Annotated in this window: 19 protein-coding genes; 4 read left to right on the plus strand and 15 right to left on the minus strand. The window is 64.7% G+C overall.

Annotated elements, in window-relative coordinates; genetic code table 11:
* The first annotated feature begins 2 nt into the window (after positions 1–2).
* Positions 3–2,075: a polyphosphate kinase 1 gene (gene ppk1, locus F623_RS0111180; RefSeq protein WP_018861664.1), complete on the plus strand. Its 2,073-nt coding sequence runs from the start codon at positions 3–5 to the stop codon at positions 2,073–2,075.
* Here ppk1 and F623_RS0111185 read toward each other — a convergent pair.
* From F623_RS0111185 to egtD, 3 genes are read right to left on the minus strand one after another with little or no spacing between them, the layout of a single operon-like run.
* Positions 2,068–3,567, minus strand: a complete 1,500-nt coding sequence (locus F623_RS0111185) for a Ppx/GppA phosphatase family protein (RefSeq protein ID WP_018861665.1) — start codon at positions 3,565–3,567, stop codon at positions 2,068–2,070. The genes ppk1 and F623_RS0111185 overlap by 8 nt on opposite strands.
* On the minus strand, positions 3,568–4,059 hold the full coding sequence (locus tag F623_RS0111190; RefSeq protein ID WP_018861666.1) for a histidine phosphatase family protein: 492 nt from the start codon (positions 4,057–4,059) through the stop codon (positions 3,568–3,570).
* Between the two features lie 23 nt (positions 4,060–4,082).
* On the minus strand, positions 4,083–5,093 hold the full coding sequence (gene egtD, locus F623_RS0111195; protein WP_018861667.1) for an L-histidine N(alpha)-methyltransferase: 1,011 nt from the start codon (positions 5,091–5,093) through the stop codon (positions 4,083–4,085).
* A 74-nt stretch (positions 5,094–5,167) separates the two neighbouring features.
* Here egtD and egtC point away from each other — a divergent pair, with 74 nt between their 5' ends.
* The 3 genes from egtC to F623_RS0111210 all read left to right on the plus strand — a co-directional run bounded on the left by egtC (position 5,168) and on the right by F623_RS0111210 (position 7,918).
* Positions 5,168–5,950 carry an ergothioneine biosynthesis protein EgtC gene (egtC, locus tag F623_RS0111200; RefSeq protein WP_018861668.1) on the plus strand — a complete coding sequence of 261 codons (783 nt, stop codon included), beginning with the start codon at positions 5,168–5,170 and terminating at the stop codon, positions 5,948–5,950.
* 65 nt (positions 5,951–6,015) lie between these two features.
* Positions 6,016–7,167, plus strand: a complete 1,152-nt coding sequence (locus tag F623_RS0111205; RefSeq protein WP_018868570.1) for an SUMF1/EgtB/PvdO family nonheme iron enzyme — start codon at positions 6,016–6,018, stop codon at positions 7,165–7,167.
* Positions 7,168–7,186: 19 nt separating this feature from the next.
* Positions 7,187–7,918: an SIMPL domain-containing protein gene (locus F623_RS0111210; RefSeq protein WP_018861670.1), complete on the plus strand. Its 732-nt coding sequence runs from the start codon at positions 7,187–7,189 to the stop codon at positions 7,916–7,918.
* An 18-nt stretch (positions 7,919–7,936) separates the two neighbouring features.
* On the opposite strand, the gene F623_RS0111215 is transcribed toward F623_RS0111210, so the two are convergent.
* From F623_RS0111215 to flgB, 12 genes are all read right to left on the minus strand, one after another.
* A complete protein-coding gene (locus F623_RS0111215) occupies positions 7,937–8,623 on the minus strand; it encodes a hypothetical protein (protein WP_018861671.1) in 687 nt (228 codons plus the stop codon).
* Between the two features lie 84 nt (positions 8,624–8,707).
* Positions 8,708–9,958, minus strand: a complete 1,251-nt coding sequence (gene flgL, locus F623_RS0111220) for a flagellar hook-associated protein FlgL (protein ID WP_018861672.1) — start codon at positions 9,956–9,958, stop codon at positions 8,708–8,710.
* Between the two features lie 26 nt (positions 9,959–9,984).
* Entirely contained in the window at positions 9,985–11,907 is a 1,923-nt protein-coding gene (flgK, locus tag F623_RS0111225) for a flagellar hook-associated protein FlgK (protein ID WP_018861673.1), read from the minus strand.
* Between the two features lie 56 nt (positions 11,908–11,963).
* Positions 11,964–13,019 carry a flagellar assembly peptidoglycan hydrolase FlgJ gene (flgJ, locus tag F623_RS0111230; protein WP_018861674.1) on the minus strand — a complete coding sequence of 352 codons (1,056 nt, stop codon included), beginning with the start codon at positions 13,017–13,019 and terminating at the stop codon, positions 11,964–11,966.
* Positions 13,019–14,143: a flagellar basal body P-ring protein FlgI gene (locus F623_RS0111235; RefSeq protein ID WP_018861675.1), complete on the minus strand. Its 1,125-nt coding sequence runs from the start codon at positions 14,141–14,143 to the stop codon at positions 13,019–13,021. The genes flgJ and F623_RS0111235 overlap by 1 nt, the downstream gene beginning before the upstream one ends.
* A 95-nt stretch (positions 14,144–14,238) precedes the next feature.
* On the minus strand, positions 14,239–14,937 hold the full coding sequence (gene flgH, locus F623_RS0111240; protein WP_018861676.1) for a flagellar basal body L-ring protein FlgH: 699 nt from the start codon (positions 14,935–14,937) through the stop codon (positions 14,239–14,241).
* 4 nt (positions 14,938–14,941) lie between these two features.
* Entirely contained in the window at positions 14,942–15,730 is a 789-nt protein-coding gene (gene flgG / locus F623_RS0111245) for a flagellar basal-body rod protein FlgG (RefSeq protein ID WP_018861677.1), read from the minus strand.
* Between the two features lie 46 nt (positions 15,731–15,776).
* A complete protein-coding gene (gene flgF / locus F623_RS0111250) occupies positions 15,777–16,517 on the minus strand; it encodes a flagellar basal-body rod protein FlgF (RefSeq protein ID WP_018861678.1) in 741 nt (246 codons plus the stop codon).
* A gap of 29 nt (positions 16,518–16,546) precedes the next feature.
* Positions 16,547–17,791, minus strand: coding sequence for a flagellar hook protein FlgE (gene flgE / locus F623_RS0111255; RefSeq protein ID WP_018861679.1), 1,245 nt, complete (start codon positions 17,789–17,791; stop codon positions 16,547–16,549).
* Between the two features lie 37 nt (positions 17,792–17,828).
* Positions 17,829–18,500, minus strand: a complete 672-nt coding sequence (locus tag F623_RS0111260; RefSeq protein ID WP_018861680.1) for a flagellar hook assembly protein FlgD — start codon at positions 18,498–18,500, stop codon at positions 17,829–17,831.
* A gap of 13 nt (positions 18,501–18,513) precedes the next feature.
* The gene (gene flgC / locus F623_RS0111265) at positions 18,514–18,933 is read right to left on the minus strand and encodes a flagellar basal body rod protein FlgC (RefSeq protein WP_018861681.1); all 420 of its coding nucleotides are present in this window, start codon (positions 18,931–18,933) and stop codon (positions 18,514–18,516) included.
* Between the two features lie 36 nt (positions 18,934–18,969).
* Positions 18,970–19,380: a flagellar basal body rod protein FlgB gene (gene flgB, locus F623_RS0111270; RefSeq protein ID WP_038040583.1), complete on the minus strand. Its 411-nt coding sequence runs from the start codon at positions 19,378–19,380 to the stop codon at positions 18,970–18,972.
* Positions 19,381–19,628: the final 248 nt, after the last annotated feature.

Below are 19,628 nucleotides of genomic sequence, written 5' to 3' on the forward strand. Positions count from 1 at the left end.
GCATGCCGGATACCGACGTGACCGATACCGAGCTCTTCCTCAACCGCGAGCTGTCACTGCTGGAGTTCAACCGGCGCGTGCTGGATCTGGCGCGCGATCCGGACTTTCCCCTGCTGGAGCGCCTGCGCTACTTGAGCATCTCCTCCACCAATCTCGACGAGTTCTTCGAGGTCCGCGTGGGCTCGCTGCGCCAACAGATCGACCTGAACGTCCAGACGCCCGGACCGGACGGCCTGTCCGCGCCCGAGCAGTTGCGCCAGATCGCGCCCCGGGCCCACGCCCTGGTCGACGACCAGTATCGCGCACTCAACGACGAACTGATCCCGGCGCTGGCCGAGGAAGGCATCCATTTTGTGCGTCGCTCACACTGGAGCGAGCAGCAGAAGGCCTGGGTACGCCAGTTTTTTCACGAGCAGCTGCAGCCGGTCCTGAGCCCGATCGGGCTCGACCCCGCACACCCATTCCCGCGCATCCTGAACAAGAGCCTGAACTTTATCGTCACGCTCAAGGGCAAGGATGCGTTCGGCCGCGAGTCCGGGCGCGCTGTGGTCCAGGCGCCACGCTCGCTCCCGCGCCTGGTAAAGCTCCCGCGCGAAGTGGCCAGCGGCGATTCCGATTTCGTGCTGCTGTCGTCCATCCTGCACGCCCATGTCGGCGAGCTGTTCAAGGGCATGAAGGTCACCGGCTGCTACCAGTTCCGGCTGACCCGCAACTCTGATCTGTTCGTGCAAGAAGAAGAGATCGACGACCTGCTGAACGCCCTGGAGGGCGAGTTGCCAAGCCGCAACTACGGCGCCGGGGTACGTCTGGAAGTCGCGGACAACTGCCCGGACGAGGCTGCCCAGTTTCTGCTGCAGGAATTCCATCTGGAGGCGGACGACCTCTACCAGGTCACCGGTCTGGTCAATCTGAACCGCATGATGGCCGTGTACGACCTGGTCGACCGACCCGATCTCAAGTTTCCCCCGTTCATCCCCGCCCTGCCGCGCACGGAAGCCAGCGGAGAAAGCATTTTTGCCTCCATACGCGAGCAGGACCTGCTGCTGCATCATCCCTACCAGTCGTTCATGCCAGTGGTGGATTTCCTGCGCCAGGCCGCCAGCGACCCGCGCGTGCTGGCGATCAAGCAGACGCTTTATCGCACGGGTACCCAGTCGCCGCTGGTGGAGACGCTGATCGAGGCCGCACAGTCAGGCAAGGAAGTGACGGTGGTCATCGAGCTGCGCGCCCGCTTCGACGAGGCCGACAACATCGAGCTGGCCAACCGCATGCAGGATGCGGGCGTGCATGTGACCTACGGGGTGGTCGGCTACAAGACGCATGCGAAGCTCGCGCTGGTGGTGCGTCGTAACGGCGACAAGCTCGTGCGCTACGCCCACCTGGGCACGGGCAACTACCACTCGGGCACCGCCAAGGCCTATACCGATTACGGCCTGCTGACGGCCGATCCGGTCCTCACTGAGGACGTCCATCGCGTGTTTCAGCAGCTCACGGGCCTTGGCAAGGTGGAGCGCCTGCGCGAGCTGATCCAGGCGCCTTTCCGTCTGCACGATGCGATGTGCGAGAAGATCGAACGCGAGGCCGAGAACGCGCGCGAAGGCCGCCCCGCGCGGATCGTCGCGCGAATGAACTCGCTGAACGAGACCGGCATCATCCAGGCGCTTTATTACGCATCACAGGCGGGCGTGAAGATTCAGCTGATCGTGCGCGGCATCTGCAGTCTGCGACCCGGCGTGCCGGGCATCTCCGAGAACATCGAGGTGCGCTCGGTCCTCGGCCGTTTTCTGGAGCACTCGCGGGTGTTCTATTTCGAGAACGGGGGCGAGCCCGAGCTGTATCTGTCCAGCGCCGACTGGATGCCCCGCAACTTCTTCCGCCGCGTGGAAGTCGCCTTTCCGATTCGCGACGCCGTCATGCGGGAGCGCGTTGCCGAGGAGTCGCTGTTCAACTACCTGCGGGACACCGCCAGCGCCTGGACCCTGCAGCCCGACGGGAGTTACCAGCGGGTCGAGCCGCCCACGGACGAGCCCCCCCATTCCGCACAACAGCAGTTGCTCACGACCCTCGCTAGCTGAACGCCAGCTCCAGGTCGTGGCGCGCCCACTGCCCGGCCTCCTCCTCCAGATCTGCTCGCGTCAGCGGATGCGCATCCAGCCAGCCCGCGGCAAAACCCAGCACCAGCCCGCGCTCGCGCGCCTCGATCCGTTCCAGTGGCGGGGGCTCCGGCGCACGCGAACGATGCAGCAGCACTGCCAGTCGCAGCAGACTGGCTAGACGCAACAGGGGCTCGACCCGCGCCTGACGTACGTCATTCAGCAGCTTCGGCTTGAACGCGCGGCGGTGCAGGCGCACCAGCAGCGCCAACTCGTGCTGCTCGGGTTGCGAGAAGCCCGGCAGATCGGCCCAGTTGAGGATGTATTCGCCATGCTTGTGATACTTGCTGTGCGCGAGTGCCAGCCCCACCTCGTGCAGCTCGGCCGCCCAGTCCAGACGCTCGCCGTCACTCTCGTCCAACCCCCAGCGGGCCCGGACCGCCCCCAGCAGGCGTGCCGCCATAGCCTGTACCCGCGCGGCCTGAGCCTCGTCCACCGCAAAACGACGGCGCAGGTTGTGAATCGTCAGACCACGGACATCCTCGTGCCGGAATCGGCCCAGCAGATCGTGGATGACCCCCTCGCGCAGTGCACCATCCGAAGGATGCAACCGCTCGATCCCCAGCGCCTCGAACGCCCCGCTCAGCACTGCCAGCCCGCCCGCAATCACCGGAACCCGGTCTTCGGACAGCCCCGGCAGGTCCAGCTTGTCCAGGCGCCCGACTTCGATCATTTGATCGCGCAGGGTGCGCAACGCATCAAGCGTCATGCCCGGTGCCTCGTCAATCCCGGCCTCGCGCACAATTCGATCCAGCGCCAAGATCGTACCGGAGGCTCCCAACGCCTGATCCCACCCAGCTTCCCGGTACGTAGCGGCAATCGGTTGCAGTTCCTGGCCAGCATGCAGCTCGGCAGCGGCAAACGCCCGGGGCGTCAGGCGGCCGTCGGAGAAGTGCCTGCGGGTGAAGGTCACGCAGCCCATCTCCAGGCTCTCCGCGAGCATGGGCTGGAAGCGCTCGCCAATAACGAACTCGGTGCTGCCGCCACCGATATCCATCACCAGACGCCGCCCCTCGTCATCGGCGAGCGTATGAGCCACGCCCAGATAGATCAGCCGCGCCTCTTCACGCCCGGCGATGATCTCCACTGGATGCCCGAGCGCCTGCTCCGCGGCGGCCAGAAAACGTTGACTGTCGGCCATTTGACGCAGGGTATTGGTGCCCACGACGCGCACACTGCCCTGGCGTAGCTGGCGCAGCCGCTGGCCGAACCGTTCCAGGCAGTCCAGCGCGCGACGTTCGACCGTCGCATCAAGGCGGCCGCGGGCATCCAGACCGCTCGCCAGTCGCACCGTCTCCTTCAGGCGGTCCAACTTCAGGACCTCGCCGTCGTGACGCCGGGCCACGATCATGTGGAAGCTGTTGGACCCCAGATCGACCGCTGCGACAGTCTCGCCCTGCCCGTCCATCGCCATCTACCCGTGCTCTCCCGAGAGACCTTCCAGCACCCGGCGCGGCAACAGCCAGAGCAATTGCATTGGGCCGGGAAGACCGCCCCCCAGGGCGCAGACCGAACCCTTGCCCATATGCACCCCGGCAGCCGCGGACGGACAGCCCATCAGGCGCCCCGCCAGCGAGGAGAGGTCCGGCTCATGGCCGACCACCACCAGACTGCCGTCGGCCGGCAGCCGCGCCGCCAGGGCCTCCAGCTCCACCCCGGCCACCTGCCCAGGTGCCAGCCATTTCTTCTGGCGCACCGGGACGCCCAGTGCTTCGGCGATGGGTGACGCCGTTTGACGCGCACGCAGGTAAGGGCTGGTTAGCAGTTCCACATGCCCGTAAAGCAAACCGGTCAGCGAGGCGGCCATGCGCCGGGCGCTCACCTGGCCGGCCTCGCTCAACGGCCGATCCCGGTCGGCGCCTTCCCAGTCCCCTGCGTTGCCCGCCTGGGCGTGGCGGACCAGCACGAGACGCGGGCTCCGGCTCATGCTTATGCGCCCCCCGGGGCCAGCAGGAACAGGCTGTAGGCCTCATCCGGCGCTGACCACTCCGCCACCTGTGCCAGTCCGGCGCTGGACAGCAGTTGCTGCACCATCGGGCGCGTAAACTTGCGCGAGATCTCGGTGCGAATGGACTCGCCATCGGCGAACTGGAGAGTGGTCGCGGGTTCGGAGACCTGGACGGTCTGGTCACCCTCGGCGACCAGGTGCATCTCGATGCGCGAATGCGCCTCGACGAACGGGGCGCGATGGCGGAAACCATCGGGATCAAAGTCGGCTCCCAACTCACGATTGAGGACGGACAGCAGGTTCAGGTTAAACGCTGCCGTCACACCAGCCGCGTCGTTGTAGGCCGCCTCCAGAACAGGGATGGCCTTGACCCGGTCCAGCCCGAGCAGGACCCGATCCTCCGCACCCATGGCCGCGCGAATCTGTGACAGCAGGGCGATCGCCTCCGCGTCCTCGAAATTCCCCAGGCTGCCGCCGAGAAAGCTGAACAGGCGCGGGGCCGCTGGAACGGATGTCAGCGTCGACAGGGCCGCAAGATAGTCACCACACAGGGCCTCGATCACGAGCGAAGGGAATCGTCTCAGCAGGCGCTCGGCCGCTTCGTCGAGGATCTCGCCACAGACATCATTGGCGACGTAATACGGATCGTCGACACGCTCGTTCAGCGCGGCGATCAGGTACTCGGTCTTGCGCGAGGTCCCGCTGCCGAGTTCGATCAGCGTATGGGCACCCGAAGTCTCGATGATCTCGGCCGCTCGAGATTCCAGCAGGGCGGATTCCAGACGCGTCGGGTAATACTCCGGTGTGTCACAAATGGCATCAAACAGCTGCGAACCACGGGCATCGTAGAAATACTTTGGCGGAAGCCAGCGTGGTGCCTCCAGCATGCCCTCACAAAAGTCCGCCACCAGTTCCGCATGGGGATCACGCACCTGCACCACATGACGGCTATAACGCTCCGGGAGCGGTATGGCGGGACTCTCGGGCTTCATTGGCACATCCGTGCTTCGGGGTTCCCGGCACGCTACCATGAAACTTCTGGCCTCCCAACCGCGAGTCTGCGCCAATGTGTCGCCATCTAGCCTATCTGGGCCCGCCGCTGGTACTCAGGCGGGTACTGCTGGATCCACCGCACAATCTGATCGAGCAGGCGATCGCGCCGCAGGAATTGGTCTACGCCCGGGTCAACGCGGACGGATTCGGCTTTGGCTGGTTCGGTGAAGACGGTCACGCCCGTTGCTATCGTCGCGCCGATCCCCTGTGGCAGGACCCGAACCTGCAAACGCTGGCCGATACACTGGAGGAGCCGCTCTGGATGGCAGCCATACGCAGCGCAACTCCCGGGTTTGGCGGCGATACGGTCAATGCCCAGCCCTTCTGCATGGACGGTTTGCTCTACAGCCACAACGGGCTCATTGGAGGATTCAGGCCACAGATCCGCCGCCAGGTCGAGAACCTGCTGGCGCCCGAGATCGAGGCGGGCATCCAGGGAACCACGGATTCCGAGTACCTGTTCGCCCTGGTCCGCCAGTTCCTGGCGGACGACGAGAACGCCACGCTGGAAGGCGCCCTGGGCGAGGCCTTCTCAACATTGGAAACCTGGCTGGGCGAGGACATGGCTCTGCTCAACGTCCTCCTGTCCGACGGGCGCCGGCTGGTCGCCAGTCGCCATGCGATCAACAGCCCCTGTCCCAGCCTGTACTACACCTCGGACGATGATGACTTCCCCGAGGACTCGGTAGTGGTCGCCTCGGAGCCACTGACGGACCGGGAACGCTGGCGCCCCGTTCCTTCGGGACACATCCTGATCCTGGACCCTGAAGAACCCCCGGAACTACTCGCCCTGTAGTCGCTCCACCCGGTATGAGCACCCCGAACTGCGAGCTAACCGCAACCCCTGCATCTTCCACAGACATGCTGGATGCCCTTGTCCGTCAGCACCACCGCCTCAACGCGGCACTGGAAGCGACACCGGCTCGCGTGTGGCGCAACCAGTACCACCCGGACCTCAGCCCGATCGGCTGGCATTACGCCCACTGCCACTTCATCGAGGCCGTCTGGCTACGCGAACGTATTCTGGGACTCGTGCCACCCCGCACGCAGGACTGGCATGACCTCTATTTCCCCGAGCTGAGTCCCAAATGGCGCCGGGGTGGTCGTTTGCCCGCCCTGGATCCGCTCCTCCGATGGGGACGTGAACTCCAGTGCCGCCATCGCGACTGGCTCGCCAGCCACGCGGACATCCGCAACCATCCACTGATGGCCGACGAGTACCTCATCGGGTTTCTCGCCCAGCACCACGCGATGCATCTGGAGACTCTGGCCCAGGTACGCTGGTTTGCCCGTCTTCAGGGGCCCGTCCCTGCTCATCCGGAGCCCATCCGGCAAGAGCCCGAAGTCCCCTCGCAATCCTGGCTCGAATGGGATGCCGTACAGACCATTGTCGGCAGCGACGATGTACTGGCGTTCGACAATGAACAGCGCATTCACGGGAAAAAGCTCAACCCCTTTGCCATTCGGCGGGATCCCGTCACCAACGCTGAATGGCTGGCGTTCATCCAGGAGGACGGCTATCGCCGCCCCGAACTATGGAGTCGCGAGGGGTGGGACTGGCGCAACGCAAACGGAATCCAGGCCCCGCTCGGGTGGTTGCGGCCAGGAACCGACATTGACCTGCAGGTTCTGCCGGAGGGTACGGTCCAGCGCAACCCGAACGCCCCGGTGGTGGGCGTATCCCGCTTCGAGGCCGACGCCTTTGCGCGGTGGGCGGGCGCCCGACTGCCCCACGAACACGAATGGGAACATGCCCAGCGCGACGGAGCCCTGCGAGGCACCGGGCGGGTTTGGGAATGGTGCGAGAATCCGTTCGCGCCCTACCCCGGGTTCCGCCCGTTCCCCTACGACGAATACTCGGCGCCCTGGTTCGACGGCCATCACTACGTGCTGCGCGGTGGAAGCGACTGGAGCGACCCCCTGCTGAAACGGCCGAGCATGCGCAACTTCTTCACCCCGGAGAAGCGCCATGTCTTTGCCGGCGTGCGCCTCGCGCGTACGATAAAACCCTGATCTCACCGGATACTGCCCCATGACCCGCACTGCTTCCCTGCGTCCCCTCCTCGCATGCCTCTGGCTCGGTGCCTGGCTGCTACTGCCGGCCGTCGCCATGGCGGATGGCAACACGACACTGACGCTTTCCGGCCACGCCGAGCGGCAGGTGGAAAACGACCGCATGACGGTACAGATGCAGGCCCAGGCCCGGGCGCCGGACGCACGCGACGCCGCCGCAACAGTCAATCGCCGTATGGAACAGGCCCTGGCTCGGGCAGAGGAGTATGACGCGGTCGAGGCCTCGACCCGCAGCTACACGACACAGGCCATCCATGACCGCAAGGAACCCGGCCAGATCACTGCCTGGGAGGTCCAGCAGACCCTGGAGCTGGTGAGCGATGATTTCGAAGGCCTCACCGAACTGGTGGGGGTCCTCCAGGGAGACGAACTAACCGTCGGGCAGATTCGCTTTTCCCTCAGCCGCGAGAAACAACAGGAGCACCGTGAGGCGTTGCTCGAGGCTGCCATGGAGGACTGGAAGGAACAGGCACGCGCGATCGCACGCTCACTGGGGGCCACTCACTTGCGCCCGGTGGAAATCGAGCTCGTCGACAGCGGCTATGACCGCCCGCAGCCGATGATGGCCATGCGTGCGATGGAGGAATCCGTCAGCCAGCCTGCACTGGAGGCCGGGACCTCCACGGTATCTGTCACCGTCCGGGCCAAAGTCGAGGCCTTGGGAGGCGAGACGCTGCGCGTCGTCCCGTAAGCGGTCTGCACCCGCTCACTACCGCGCGAGATGCAGGGCCAGTTCCCCTTCGCGCACATCGATACTCTCGATCCCGGCACGAAGGTGCTGGAAGGGCTCCAGCGCCAGCAGGTCCTCGTCTTTCAGGCCACCCAGCCAGGCATCCGGCAGAGGGATGCCGGCGACGGACACGCCGACGAGTCGCGCCTGCAATTCTTCGCCCTCGGTCTCGAAGCGCACACCGGAGCGCACGTTCAGCACACGCCCGCCCATGAGCGGCACGTCCGCCGGTACGTCGATGCGCACGCGCGTGCTCACCTGCCCCGGTGTCAGGCGGACCGCCACCCGGCCGGCCAGGTCCGGATCGCGCGCGATCAGGGCATTCAACTCGCGCTCGCTGAACTGAACGATCCGGGCCTCGTCGGTTTCCTCGTAGAGCTCGGGGATCAGCGGCTCCGCGTCGGCTTCGAGATCAATAATCGGCTCACTGGGGGCCTGATCGGGGCGCGGCGCGTCGGGTGCGGAGATCGCCTGCAGCTTGGCCTCGAGCTCCACCTGCTCCTGCTCGCTCAGGATCACGGGTTTCGGCTCGCCGGACTGCAACATGACCACACCCCAGAACCCGGCCCAGATGACCGCGAGCACCAGCAGGACGATCAGATAGCGCGGGGGCCGCCCGGTGGAGCGGTACTGGATCGGGGCGGAGGGTTCCTGGGATTTGGCCATTACTAGGTCCCGTCCTTGCTGGACGCATCATGGGGATCGCAATATGGTCGCACAGACGCCCACGCGTGTGCGCAGGCGCGCTCGCTAGATAAAGTCGAACAGCGAGAGGCGGTTGACCTGCGTATAGGTCTGCTGGGCCGCCTGAAGTGCCACCTGCTGCTGGTTGAACCGGCTGATTGCCTCGGCGTAGTCCAGATCGCGAATCTGCGAGACGGCGCTTTCCAGATCCAGCAAGCGATCTTCGTTCAGCTCCTTCTGCTGATCGAACGCCTTCAGCTTGCCCCCCAGGTCGGCGCGCTGGTCGCTGAAATTTCCGAGTATGGCATCCAGATTGGCCAGGGCCGTATTGGTGGCACTGGCCAGATCGGCCCGGGCGCTGGCGGAATCGCCACTGCGCTCCAGCGCATCGATGATGCGGTCCAGGGTTTCGAACACGCTTGCGTTCTCCGCCGGCCGCGAGACCACCGCGTCGCCCGGCTCGGGCGTACCACTGATAGTGACGCTGCGTCCGGCGAACTCGATTGACTCGCGCGGCACGTAGGGATACTGAACCGGGTCGCCCTCTGCGTCTTCTTCCAGCGAAACGACGTCGCCGTCATCGTTGACGTACGTAATGGTGTAGACCAGATCGCCATCTTCGTTCTCGTCGAAGGCGATGGTGTACTCGCGATCATCCAGCTCGGAAACGCTGGTGACACCGGTTTTCTCCAGGACCATGGACCCATTGTTCTGGACGACCCCGGCCCCGACACGGCCGTCGTTCTCCGGGATATCCATGAACACGGCCGCACCATCGTGGCCCACCGCAATCTTGCGATCGGCCGAAACGGCGACCTCGCGCACACTGCCCGCGCCGGATGCACCTTCGTAGCGGATATTGCCTTCGCCATCCTGCCGGAAGGGCTGATTCTGGGACTTGGTACCGGCAAAGATGTATTCGCCATTGGGGTCTTTGGTATTGGCCATATCCAGCAGCCCGTCACGAATCTGCCGCAACTCGTCCGCCAGATACCCACGCGTCTCGCGCGTCTGGCTGTCGTTGTTGCCGGTGACCACCAACTCACGTGCCCGCTGCAGGGAATCGGTACCCTGCTGCAGCAGCGACTCCTGCTGCTGCATGCGCGGCTGCGTGTTATCCATGTTGCGCTGGAACTGCTTGGTCGCCTTGATGATGCGTTCGAACTGATTGATCTGGGTGGTCCCGCTGGGGTCGTCCGATGGCGACAGGATGCGCTTGCCAGAGCCCAGCTGCAGCGAGGTACGGCTAAGCTCGCCCTGGCCCGCCTGGATCTGGTTAATGCCGCTCTGGAAGATCTGGGTCGTGGAGATACGCATCGGGGTTCCCTCGAATTGCCAGCTGCCTAGCGGCGGAACGCGCCCAGCAGGCTGTCGAACAGCGAGTTGCTGACCTGGATCACCTGGGCGGCGGCCTGATAGGCCTGCTGGTAGCGGATCAGGTCGGCGGCCTCTTCATCCAGATTCACGCCCGAGATCGACTCGCGCTGGGCCTTGGCCTGCTCCAGCTGCGCATTCGCGGAGTCCAGCGCCACATTGGCCTGTCGCGTGCGCGTGCCGACGTTCGCGATCAGGCTGTTGTAGGCGTCGCCAAAGCCCGGGACGCGGCGCTCACCATTTTCCGTCTGGATCGTTCGGGTTTCGGACAGATCGGCCATTTCGAGCATGTTGCGGTTGTCGCCGGGCCGGTCACGGTCGAGTTCGACAACGAACTCGTCGCCCTCCTGGGGCTCCCCGGCGAGCGTGAGCTCCCAGCCGTCCATCTCGATGACCGTCGGGCCGTCATCCGCCACCGCGAACTGCTCGCCGTTGACCTCGTAGTACAGGTCGCCGTCGTCCTCCACCACCGTGACGGTCAGCGGCTCATCCAGAACGGCGGGATCGAAATCGTCGCCCGTGACCTGGATTCCCTCGATTACTGCGTCGCCTTCATTCCCGTCGACAGCGGATGCCTGCAGGGTGACCCCCGCGGCCGCGATACCCGAGGGATCATCGAGAACGACTTCGAGGTCACGCGCGCCATATCGCGTCGGCTGGATCAGCCAGTTGTCTCCCGCCTCGGCGTCGTCCAGCCCGCTTACATCCACAACCAGACCGTCCGCCTCAAGCGTATCCCCGTCCTCCGGATCCAGTTCCGCGACGACCTGGTTATTGGACAAACGCACCAGCTGGAAGTCGCCATCGTCGTTGACCCTCAGTCGGTAGTCCGAGGTGGTCAAGGCGTTGACGTCACCAAAACCGACCGTGGGCACATCGCTGGTGCTGTTACTGGAGCGGCCCCAGACTGTCGGTTCCGCAATCCCGAAGATGTCACCTCCAATCTGGCCGTCGGCATCGAGCCCCTTGGCATTCTGGTCGTTAAAGGCCTGGCCGAGCTGGGTGGCAATCTGGCCGAGCGAATTCTGCGCGGTGTCAATTACCGAGTCGCGAATCTCCAGCAGCCCCCCGAGCTCGCCCCCCTGCAGGAAACGGGTGATGTTGGCCACGCTACCACCCGACTGGAGCCCAACCTCCACCCTGCCGGGGTCGCCGGAGAAGGAATCGGCCACCAGCGACTGGTTGTTTCCGCCCAGCACCAGCGCCTGACCATTACCGATGAAGACATTCAGCGCACCATCGTCCTGCTCGACCGTCGTGACGTCGATCTTCTCCGCCAGCTGGTTCAGCACACGATCGCGCTGGTCCAGCAGATCGTTCGGTGTACCTTGAGTGCTCTTGGAGACGATCTCGCGGTTGAGTCCGGCCAGCGACTCGGCGAGCTGGTTGATCTCCTTGACGTTGGTCTCGATCTGCCCATTCAGGATGCGGCGCTGTTCCTCCAGACGCCCGTTGATGGCCTTGAAGCGTTCAGCCAGGGATTCCGCCTCGGTGAGAAAGACCGTGCGTGCGGCATTGGAGGTCGGATCATTGGCCACGTCGGAAGCCGCATCGAAGAAATCCTGCAGCACCGGCGCGAGGCCACTGGCCTCGTCCGCCAGGAGGCTGTCGATACGCTTGGCCAGATCCGCCTTCGCCTGGGCGTTGGACTGCTCGGAGATGCTCGTACGCAACTGGGTGTTGACGAAGTCATCCGAGATTCGACGAATGGCATCCACGCCCACACCCTGGCCCTGATAGGAACCACCCAGGAACTGCGGGCTCAGGTTGCCCAGTTCGGTGCGCTGACGGCTGTAGCCCTCGGTCGCGGAGTTGGCAATGTTGTTGCTGGTCGTGCCGATCGCACGCTGAAACGCCAGCAGTGCAGAGGTCCCAATACCGGAGACGCTCATACCCGGCCCCTCCCGGTCAGGCTCACCCAGCTGGATTTACGTGTCTGCGACATGGTCTACCCCTCGTCTCGGGTAACGGCCGGCTCGGCCAATGCTTGAGTCGGTGCGGAATTCACGTAGCCCGACAACTGTTCGCGCACCCGCAGCACCTTGTCCGCATAGGCGGGATCGGTCGCGTAGCCGGCGGCCTGCAACTCGCGGATGTACTGGACATCGTCGCCAGCCTGCAGAGCACGGTGATAGCGCGGGTTATTACGAATGAAATCGACATAGTCGGCGAAGGAATCCGCCGGGTCGGCATAGGCCCGGAAACGCGCCTGCTCGCGCTGGGCCACGCCATCGCGGTATTCCAGGGTGCCCACGGCGACCTGATCACCATCCCAGCGGGAATCGGCCTTGATCCCGAACAGGTTGAAGGTCGGCTGGCCGTTGTCGCGCGAGGGCACGTGGCGGCCCCAGCCCGTCTCCAGCGCACTTTGCGCCAGCAAAATTCCGGGCTCCACGCCCAGGTCGGCGGCCGCTTCCCGCGCCAGGGGTTCCAGGGTCGCGACAAACTCCGACGGGTCGCGTGGCGGCCAGTCGATCGCCAGCGGACCCGCCTCGCCGCCCAGCCGCCGGAATCCACCGGCCTGCGCCCCGGGATCATCCCGCACAGGTCGCATGGGCGCGACCGGTTCGAGCTCGCGTTGCTCGTCGGAAAAACGCCGAAAGTCCAGATCACCCCGGCGTTGCGGGAGGTCCAGGGCCGCCAGGCGCTCGGGATCCCGAAGGGTCTGTCCGTCCTGCGGCTGACTCTGCTGCGACAGCTGCTGCATCAGCACTTCGCGCAGGCCGATCCCGTCGCCCTGACTCATGGCCTTGGCGAATTCCTGATCCTGCATCTCGAGGTACATCTTGCTCTGTTCATTGTCGAACAGCCCATCGCCCAGCGAGGCCTCGCGCATCTGCTTGAGCATCTGGCCGATCAGCATCGCCTCGAACTCGCGCGCGACTGCCTCCAGCGCCTCGTCTCCCCCCGCCTGGGCCGCACGCCCGAGGTCACGCAGGCCGCTCGGATCACTGGCCAGCGCCGAGCGTGCCTGCATGGAGAGATCATGGCCGGAGGAGATCATCAGATGACCACCAGCTCCGCGCGCAGGGCGCCCGCCTCGCGCAGTGCCTCGAGGATGGCCACCAGATCACCCGGAGCCGCCCCCACGTTGTTCACCGCGCGCACGATCTCGTCCAGCGAGGTGCCGGGGTCGAACAGGAACATGGTGCTGTCATCCTGCTGGATGGCGATGTCGGTCTGCGGCTGCACTGCGGTCTCGCCCTCGGCAAAGGGCATCGGCTGCACCACCTGTGGTGCCTCGCTGATGGTGACGGTCAGGCTGCCATGGGAGACCGCTGCCGGGGTCACCTGCACGCTCGAGCCAATCACCACAGTCCCGGTGCGCGAGTTCACGATTACCCGGGCCGGGGGTGCCCCACGTTCGATGGGCAGGTTCTCCAGTTCCGCAACGAAACCCACCCGCTGATCCGGGTTCTGGGGTGCACGCACACGCACCGAAGAGCCGTCCAGCGCATGAGCCACACCGGGCCCGAAGGTATCGTTGACCGTCTCCACCAGGCGGTTGGCTGTCGTAAAGTCCGGACGGTTCAGGTTCAGGGTCACATGGTCGCCCTGGGCAAAGGCAGTCGGCACCTCGCGCTCCACCGTCGCGCCGTTCGGTATACGCCCCACGCTGGGAACGTTCACGGTGATGCGTGACCCGTCCTGCCCCTCCGCACCGAAGCCGCCCACGATCAGGTTGCCCTGGGCGATGCTGTAGGTCTGACCGTCCGCACCCTTCAGCGGCGTCATCAGCAGGGTCCCGCCCCTCAGGCTGGTCGCGTTCCCCATCGAGGAGACGGTCACATCGATGCGCTGACCGGGCTTGGAGAACGGGGGCAGGTCGGCCGTGACCATGACGGCCGCGACATTGCGCAGCTGCGGGTTGCCGGCGTCCGGGGTCAGGCCCAGCTGCCCGAGCATGTTGTTGAGGCTCTGGATGGTGAACGGCGTCTGCGTGGTCTGGTCACCCGTGCCGTCCAGCCCCACGACCAGGCCATAGCCCACCAACTGGTTCTCGCGCACGCCGAACACACTGGCCACATCCTTGACCCGCTCGGTGTAGGTGCGCTCCTGCATTGCCGCCTGTTGCTGGATCGCTGTCTGGGCCTGCGCGCCGGCAATCCCGCCTAGCAGCAGCCCCATGGCGGCAATCAAGCCGGGAAGCGCACGGCCTGCGTGGCGACGCCTGCTGTACCGATCCGTCTTGTACCCTGTTCGCTGCATCTCGGCTCTCCCGCTCAGAACGGCCACCAGGGGCTATTGAAGAAGCGGGTGATCCACCCGGGCGTGTTGCTGTCGGCCAGCATCCCGGTGCCGCCATAATAGACACGCGCATTGGCCACCTGCGTCGACAGGACGGTGTTGTTTGTAGTCACGTCCACCGGGCGCACGATCCCGCGAAAGCGCACATATTCCTCGCCCTGGTTGATACCCAGCCACTTCTCGCCCTGCACCACGAGATTGCCGTTCGGCAGCACCTCGGCCACGGTCACGGTGATCTCGCCATCCAGCTGATTGCTCTGGGACGAGTCGCCGGAGCCGTCAAAGTCCCGGCTGCTGGTATTGCTGGCGCCGAACAACGGCCGGCCACGGTGAGTCGCCTGGCCACCAAAGGCCTGCAGGTTGCCGAGATCCAGATTCGAGTCCTTCTGCGTAGAGGTCGACGCGGACTTTTGGGCCTGGGTGCTCTCGGCCAGAATCACCGTCAGAATGTCGCCCACCTGGCGTGCCTTGTAGTCCTCGAACAGGCCCTGGGGCTGAGCGACCTGGAAGATTCCCCCGTTGTTCTGGGCCTGTGGCACCGGTTGCGGCGGCATCACGGGGTTGTAGTCCGGATTGTCCCCGGGCATCGTCGGCTGGGTGGCAGCGCAGGCGGACAGTACCACCACGGCCGCCAGGCCCAGGATCGGTCGCATCAGGGTCTCAAGGCGGTTCATGGCGTTACCCGATCGTCTGATTGACGAACTGCAGCGACTGGTCGGCTGCGGAGATCGCCTTGGAGTTGACCTCGTAGGCGCGCTGGGTCTCGATCATGTTCACCAGCTCCTCGGCGATATTCACGTTCGAGGTCTCCAGCGAGCCCTGCACCAGGGTGCCGGTGCCGTTCAGGCCAGGCTGGGCCTGCTGGGCCACGCCGGAGGCGGCCGTCTCCTGGAACAGGTTCTCGCCGATCGCCTGCAGCCCCGCCGGATTCACGAAGTCCGCGAGCTGGATGTTCCCCAGTTCCACCGGATCGGCCTGCCCCGGAATTTGTGCAGTGACGGTCCCGTCCTTGCCAATCGCCAGCGACTGGGTGTCCTGCGGCACGAACAGGCCCGGCTGCAGCGGATAGCCATTGGACATCACCACCTCGCCATCGGCATTGAGCTGGAAGCTGCCGTCACGCGTGTAGCCAATGTCCCCATTGGGCATCAGGACCTGGAAGAAGCCACGGCCCTCGATCGCGACATCCAGCGAATTGTCGGTCTGTTGCAGGTTGCCCTGGGTAAACATCTTCTCGGTGGACACGGCGCGCACGCCGGTACCGATCTGCAGCCCCGAGGGCAATTGCTGATCCTGGGTGGCCTGCGCGCCTGGCTGACGCACGGTCTGGTAGATCAGATCCTCGAACACCGCGCGGTCCTTCTTGAAACCGGTGGTGTTCACGTTGGCCAGGTTGTTCGAGACCGTCGACATGCGCGTGTGCTGCGCGTCGAGGCCGGTCTTGGCAATCCACAGTGCCTGGTTCATGGTGTTCTCCTGTTATCTCTAAAGGGCGGCGCCAGCCAGTGCTGCGCTAGCCGATACCCAGCAGCCGATTGCTGCTTTGTTCCAGCGTGTTGGCGCTGTCCATCATCTTCACCTGCATCTCGAAGTGGCGGGACAGCTCGATCATCCGCGTCAGCGCCTCGACGGTATTCACGTTGCTGCCCTCGAGCATGCCCGAGACCACCCGCACTTCGGCATCCGGCGGCGCCTCGCTGCCATCGGCCATGCGGAACAGGCCGTCATCACCCCGTTCCAGCTCGCTCACTTCGGGATTCACCAGCCGAATACGCTCGATCGCAGCCAGCGCCTCCGGCCCCACGCCCTGCGGGCGGACGCTGATGGTGCCATCCGTGCCGATCTCGATCTTCTCCGCCGGCGGGATCGCGATCGGGCCGCCATCCCCCAGGACCTGGTGCCCTTGCGCCGTTCGCAAGAGCCCGAAGGCATCCACATGCAGGGAGCCCGCGCGGGTGTACCCTTCCTCCCCGTTCGGCCCCTGCACCGCGATGAAGCCCCGATCCTCGATCGCGATATCCAGATCACGCCCGGTGCTTTGCATCTGGCCCTTGGAGAAGTCCGTGCCATCGGTGCCCAGCTGTGCATAGTCGCGCGAGGCGAACACCGGCCCGCGTACAGGGACGGTATTGGCATTGGCCAGAGCCTGGCGAAAGCCGTCGGTATTGGCATTCGCCAGGTTGTGGTTGTTGACTGCCTGCGCGTGCATGGTCTCCTTCGCGCCGGACATCGCGATGTAGAGGAATCGATCCATGCCTGTGCCCTCGTGTCCCTGTCCCTGACCTAGCGGATGTTGATGATGGTCTGGGTAACCTGATCGGCCGTGGAGATCGTCTGTGCATTCGCTTGAAAGTTGCGCTGCGCGGTGATCAGGTTCACCAGCTCCTGAGCGATATCCACATTGGATGACTCCAGCGCCCCGGACTGAATCTGGCCCAGGTTGCCCGTACCGGGCGACGCGAACACTGGATCACCGGCGGCGAAGGTCTCGGCCCAGTTGTTGTTGCCGAGCTGCTCCAGACCCTGCGGGTTGGTGAAGTTGGCCAGCGCCACCTGTCCCAGCACGGACGACTGGCCATTGGTGAAGCGCGCAAACACCACACCACTGGAGTCGATGTCGACCCCCGTCAGGCGGCCCGATGCAAAGCCATTCTGCCCCAGGTCATTGACGGCGAAATCGCCACCGAACTGCGTGGTACCGGAAAAGTCGATCGTTCCTTCAATCGGGTCGGCACCGTTATCGAAACCGCCGCGTACAAAGTCGAACTCCGTATCCCCGGTCAACTGACCGGAACCGTCGAACTCGAGCCCGAACGCAGCCGGGTCGCCCTCGTCATCCACCGCCGGCTCGCCGTCGATGGTCATGAACGCAGTCCATTCACGGTCCGCGCCCTCGTTCTTCACAAAGTAGATGCGTGCATCTCGCGAGGTCCCCAGCGAGTCGTACACGGTCAGCGAGGTCGAATAGTTGTAGGTGTCGGGATCATCGAAATCGAAGGCATCCGGATCCAGCCCCTGGGCGCTCGACTGCAGGTTGACCAGCGCCTCGATCTCGCTGGTGGCCTGGGGCGACGAGGCACCCGTTTGCAAGCGCAGATCGCCCAACTGCCCGGTATTGAATTCGGTATCGGTACTGCCGGGGTTGATCGGTGGATAGCCCTGCAACTGCTGACCCTGGTTGTTCACCAGATTGCCGTCACGGTTCACCTGAAACTCGCCCGCGCGGGTATAGACACGATTGCCACCATCATTCATGACGAAGAAGCCCTCTCCATCGATGGCCAGGTCGAGCCCGTTCTCGGTGAACTCCATCCGCCCCTGGGAGAACTGCTGAGTGACCGCCATCAGGCGCGATCCGCCACCAGTGGCGGTCTGGCTGACACCGCCGAAGCTCTGGGCAAAGACGTCACCGAACTCCGCCCGCGAGCGCTTGAACCCGGTGGTTCCTGCGTTGGAGACATTGTTACCGGTGGCCTGCAAATCGGCCTGCGCCGAATTCAGTCCGCTCAATCCGATATTGAAGGGCATGCTCGTCTACCTCCTGTCCATCCACCATTGGTGTCCGTCAACTGCTGATGCGTCGGACATCCGAGAAATTGATCTCGCCCAGGCCCCGGACCATCAGGCCGAGTCTGGAGTCGTCACCTACCGAAACGCTCTCGACGCGGGCGTCGAGAAAGACATCCACTGATTCGCTACCGGAACCGCTCTGGGCCGAGGCCCGAAACTCGTACACGCCCGGGGCCGCAGGCGTTCCGTCATCGCGCAACCCGTCCCAGGTAAACTCCTGCAGCCCTTCCCCGGCCGAGCCCAGATTCATGCTCCGTATGCGCTCACCCGTTGGGCTGTACACCTCCAGTTGCAACTGGCCGGTGGACTGATCGAGATCGACTGCCCCGCGCACCACGCCGTCCGGCCCCAGCTCACTGAAGTCCGTCGGGACCAGCACGTCCTTGCCAACCAGGGAGGCTGCCTGCAGCGTCTGGCTCTGTCCCATGGACTGCGCCAGTTTCTCGAATGACTTGGACAGTTCCTCGATCCCGGTAACCGTCGAGAACTGCGCCATCTGCCCGATGAATTCGCCGTTCTCCATTGGCTCGAACGGATCCTGGTTCTGTAGCTGAGTCACCATCAGCTTCAGGAAATCATCCTGGCCCAGACGATCGGTCTGCTTGTCGTCCTGTCGGGTCCGGGAAAGGCCCAGCCGATCCAGAATGTCCGGTGAAATCTGTGTCATGGGGCGCTCCGGTTTAGCCCTGGCCGATCTGCAACGTGCGCTGCAGCAGCTGGCGCGAGGTCTCCATCACCTCGACGTTCGCTTCGTAGTTGCGCGAGGCCGACATCATGTTGGCCATCTCCTCCACCACGCTGATCGCGGGTCGGAAGATGTAGCCGTCTTCATTGGCCTGCGGGTGGTTCGGCTCGTAGTGCGCCTGTGGCGGCGCGCGTGACTCGTCAATGCCCGCCACCCGTACGCCGTTAGAGGCACCGTTCGGGTCGGCCTGGTTCATCACGGTCTGAAACAGCACCTGCTTCGCTCGGTAGGCCTCGTCAGGGTTGCTCGCCACGGTATTGGCGTTCGCAAGATTCGAGGCCACCGTATTCAGTCGTACCGACTGCGCGGTCAGCGCGGAGGCCGAGGTGTTGAACAGCTTGAACAGATCACTCACGACATCACTCTCCTGGTCCCGTCGTTGGCGCTCGCACTAGCGCTCGCCTCGCAGGGCATCGCGGATACCGGAAACCCGGCGGTTCAGGAACTCGAGACTGCTCTGGTACTGCAGGGAATTCTCGGCAAAGGCCGCTCGCTCGAGCTGCGGGTCCACCGTGTTGCCATCCAGAGAGGGCTGCGACGGCACGCGATAAAGCGTCTCCAGTGACCCGTTGGCACTGCCCGTCCCGCCGGGGCCGATGTGGCCCTGCTGCGTACGCGCCATCGGCAGGTTCCCGCCCTCGCCGGCCGCCGCCTGCAGCACCGACCGAAAGTCGATGTCGCGCGCCTTGTAGTTGGGCGTGTCGGCATTCGCGATGTTCGAGGCCAACAGTTCCATCCGCTTCGCACGGACGTTAACCGCCTCCGGGAGAATACCCATCGCCTTGTCGAGAGAGAGACTCATCCGTCGTACCCCGTCCGCCACTGGCGAACTTCAGGTTCCTCGGGACGAAACCGCTTCGCCCCGTATGACAGGGACGAAGCAATTGGTGTGCCACTATGGGATGTCGGATATCTGAAGAGGGGCGCCGAGGTCGCGAGGGACGACCGTATGGCGAGACGCTAGGGAGACGCTGATTTAATCGCACGTCCGCGTTGGTGCCCCCTGTTTTCCGAGACAAGGCGCGTCGTGCAGCGGGTAGTGGTTCTACC

Origin of the sequence: Thioalkalivibrio sp. ALD1 (assembly GCF_000381245.1) — a bacterium.
Classification (GTDB): domain Bacteria; phylum Pseudomonadota; class Gammaproteobacteria; order Ectothiorhodospirales; family Ectothiorhodospiraceae; genus Thioalkalivibrio.

Coding starts and splice junctions, on each gene's coding strand:
- F623_RS0111210 (WP_018861670.1), top strand. CDS start 7,187: ATGACCCGCACTGCTTCCCTGCGTCCCCTCCTCGCATGCCTCTGGCTC.
- flgE (WP_018861679.1), bottom strand. CDS start 17,791: ATGCCCTTCAATATCGGATTGAGCGGACTGAATTCGGCGCAGGCCGAT.
- flgG (WP_018861677.1), bottom strand. CDS start 15,730: ATGAACCAGGCACTGTGGATTGCCAAGACCGGCCTCGACGCGCAGCAC.
- flgF (WP_018861678.1), bottom strand. CDS start 16,517: ATGGATCGATTCCTCTACATCGCGATGTCCGGCGCGAAGGAGACCATG.
- flgB (WP_038040583.1), bottom strand. CDS start 19,380: ATGAGTCTCTCTCTCGACAAGGCGATGGGTATTCTCCCGGAGGCGGTT.
- F623_RS0111185 (WP_018861665.1), bottom strand. CDS start 3,567: ATGGCGATGGACGGGCAGGGCGAGACTGTCGCAGCGGTCGATCTGGGG.
- flgH (WP_018861676.1), bottom strand. CDS start 14,937: ATGAACCGCCTTGAGACCCTGATGCGACCGATCCTGGGCCTGGCGGCC.
- egtC (WP_018861668.1), top strand. CDS start 5,168: ATGTGTCGCCATCTAGCCTATCTGGGCCCGCCGCTGGTACTCAGGCGG.
- flgL (WP_018861672.1), bottom strand. CDS start 9,958: ATGCGTATCTCCACGACCCAGATCTTCCAGAGCGGCATTAACCAGATC.
- F623_RS0111235 (WP_018861675.1), bottom strand. CDS start 14,143: ATGGGGCTGCTGCTAGGCGGGATTGCCGGCGCGCAGGCCCAGACAGCG.
- F623_RS0111215 (WP_018861671.1), bottom strand. CDS start 8,623: ATGGCCAAATCCCAGGAACCCTCCGCCCCGATCCAGTACCGCTCCACC.
- egtD (WP_018861667.1), bottom strand. CDS start 5,093: ATGAAGCCCGAGAGTCCCGCCATACCGCTCCCGGAGCGTTATAGCCGT.
- ppk1 (WP_018861664.1), top strand. CDS start 3: ATGCCGGATACCGACGTGACCGATACCGAGCTCTTCCTCAACCGCGAG.
- F623_RS0111260 (WP_018861680.1), bottom strand. CDS start 18,500: ATGACACAGATTTCACCGGACATTCTGGATCGGCTGGGCCTTTCCCGG.
- flgJ (WP_018861674.1), bottom strand. CDS start 13,019: ATGATCTCCTCCGGCCATGATCTCTCCATGCAGGCACGCTCGGCGCTG.
- flgK (WP_018861673.1), bottom strand. CDS start 11,907: ATGAGCGTCTCCGGTATTGGGACCTCTGCACTGCTGGCGTTTCAGCGT.
- F623_RS0111205 (WP_018868570.1), top strand. CDS start 6,016: ATGCTGGATGCCCTTGTCCGTCAGCACCACCGCCTCAACGCGGCACTG.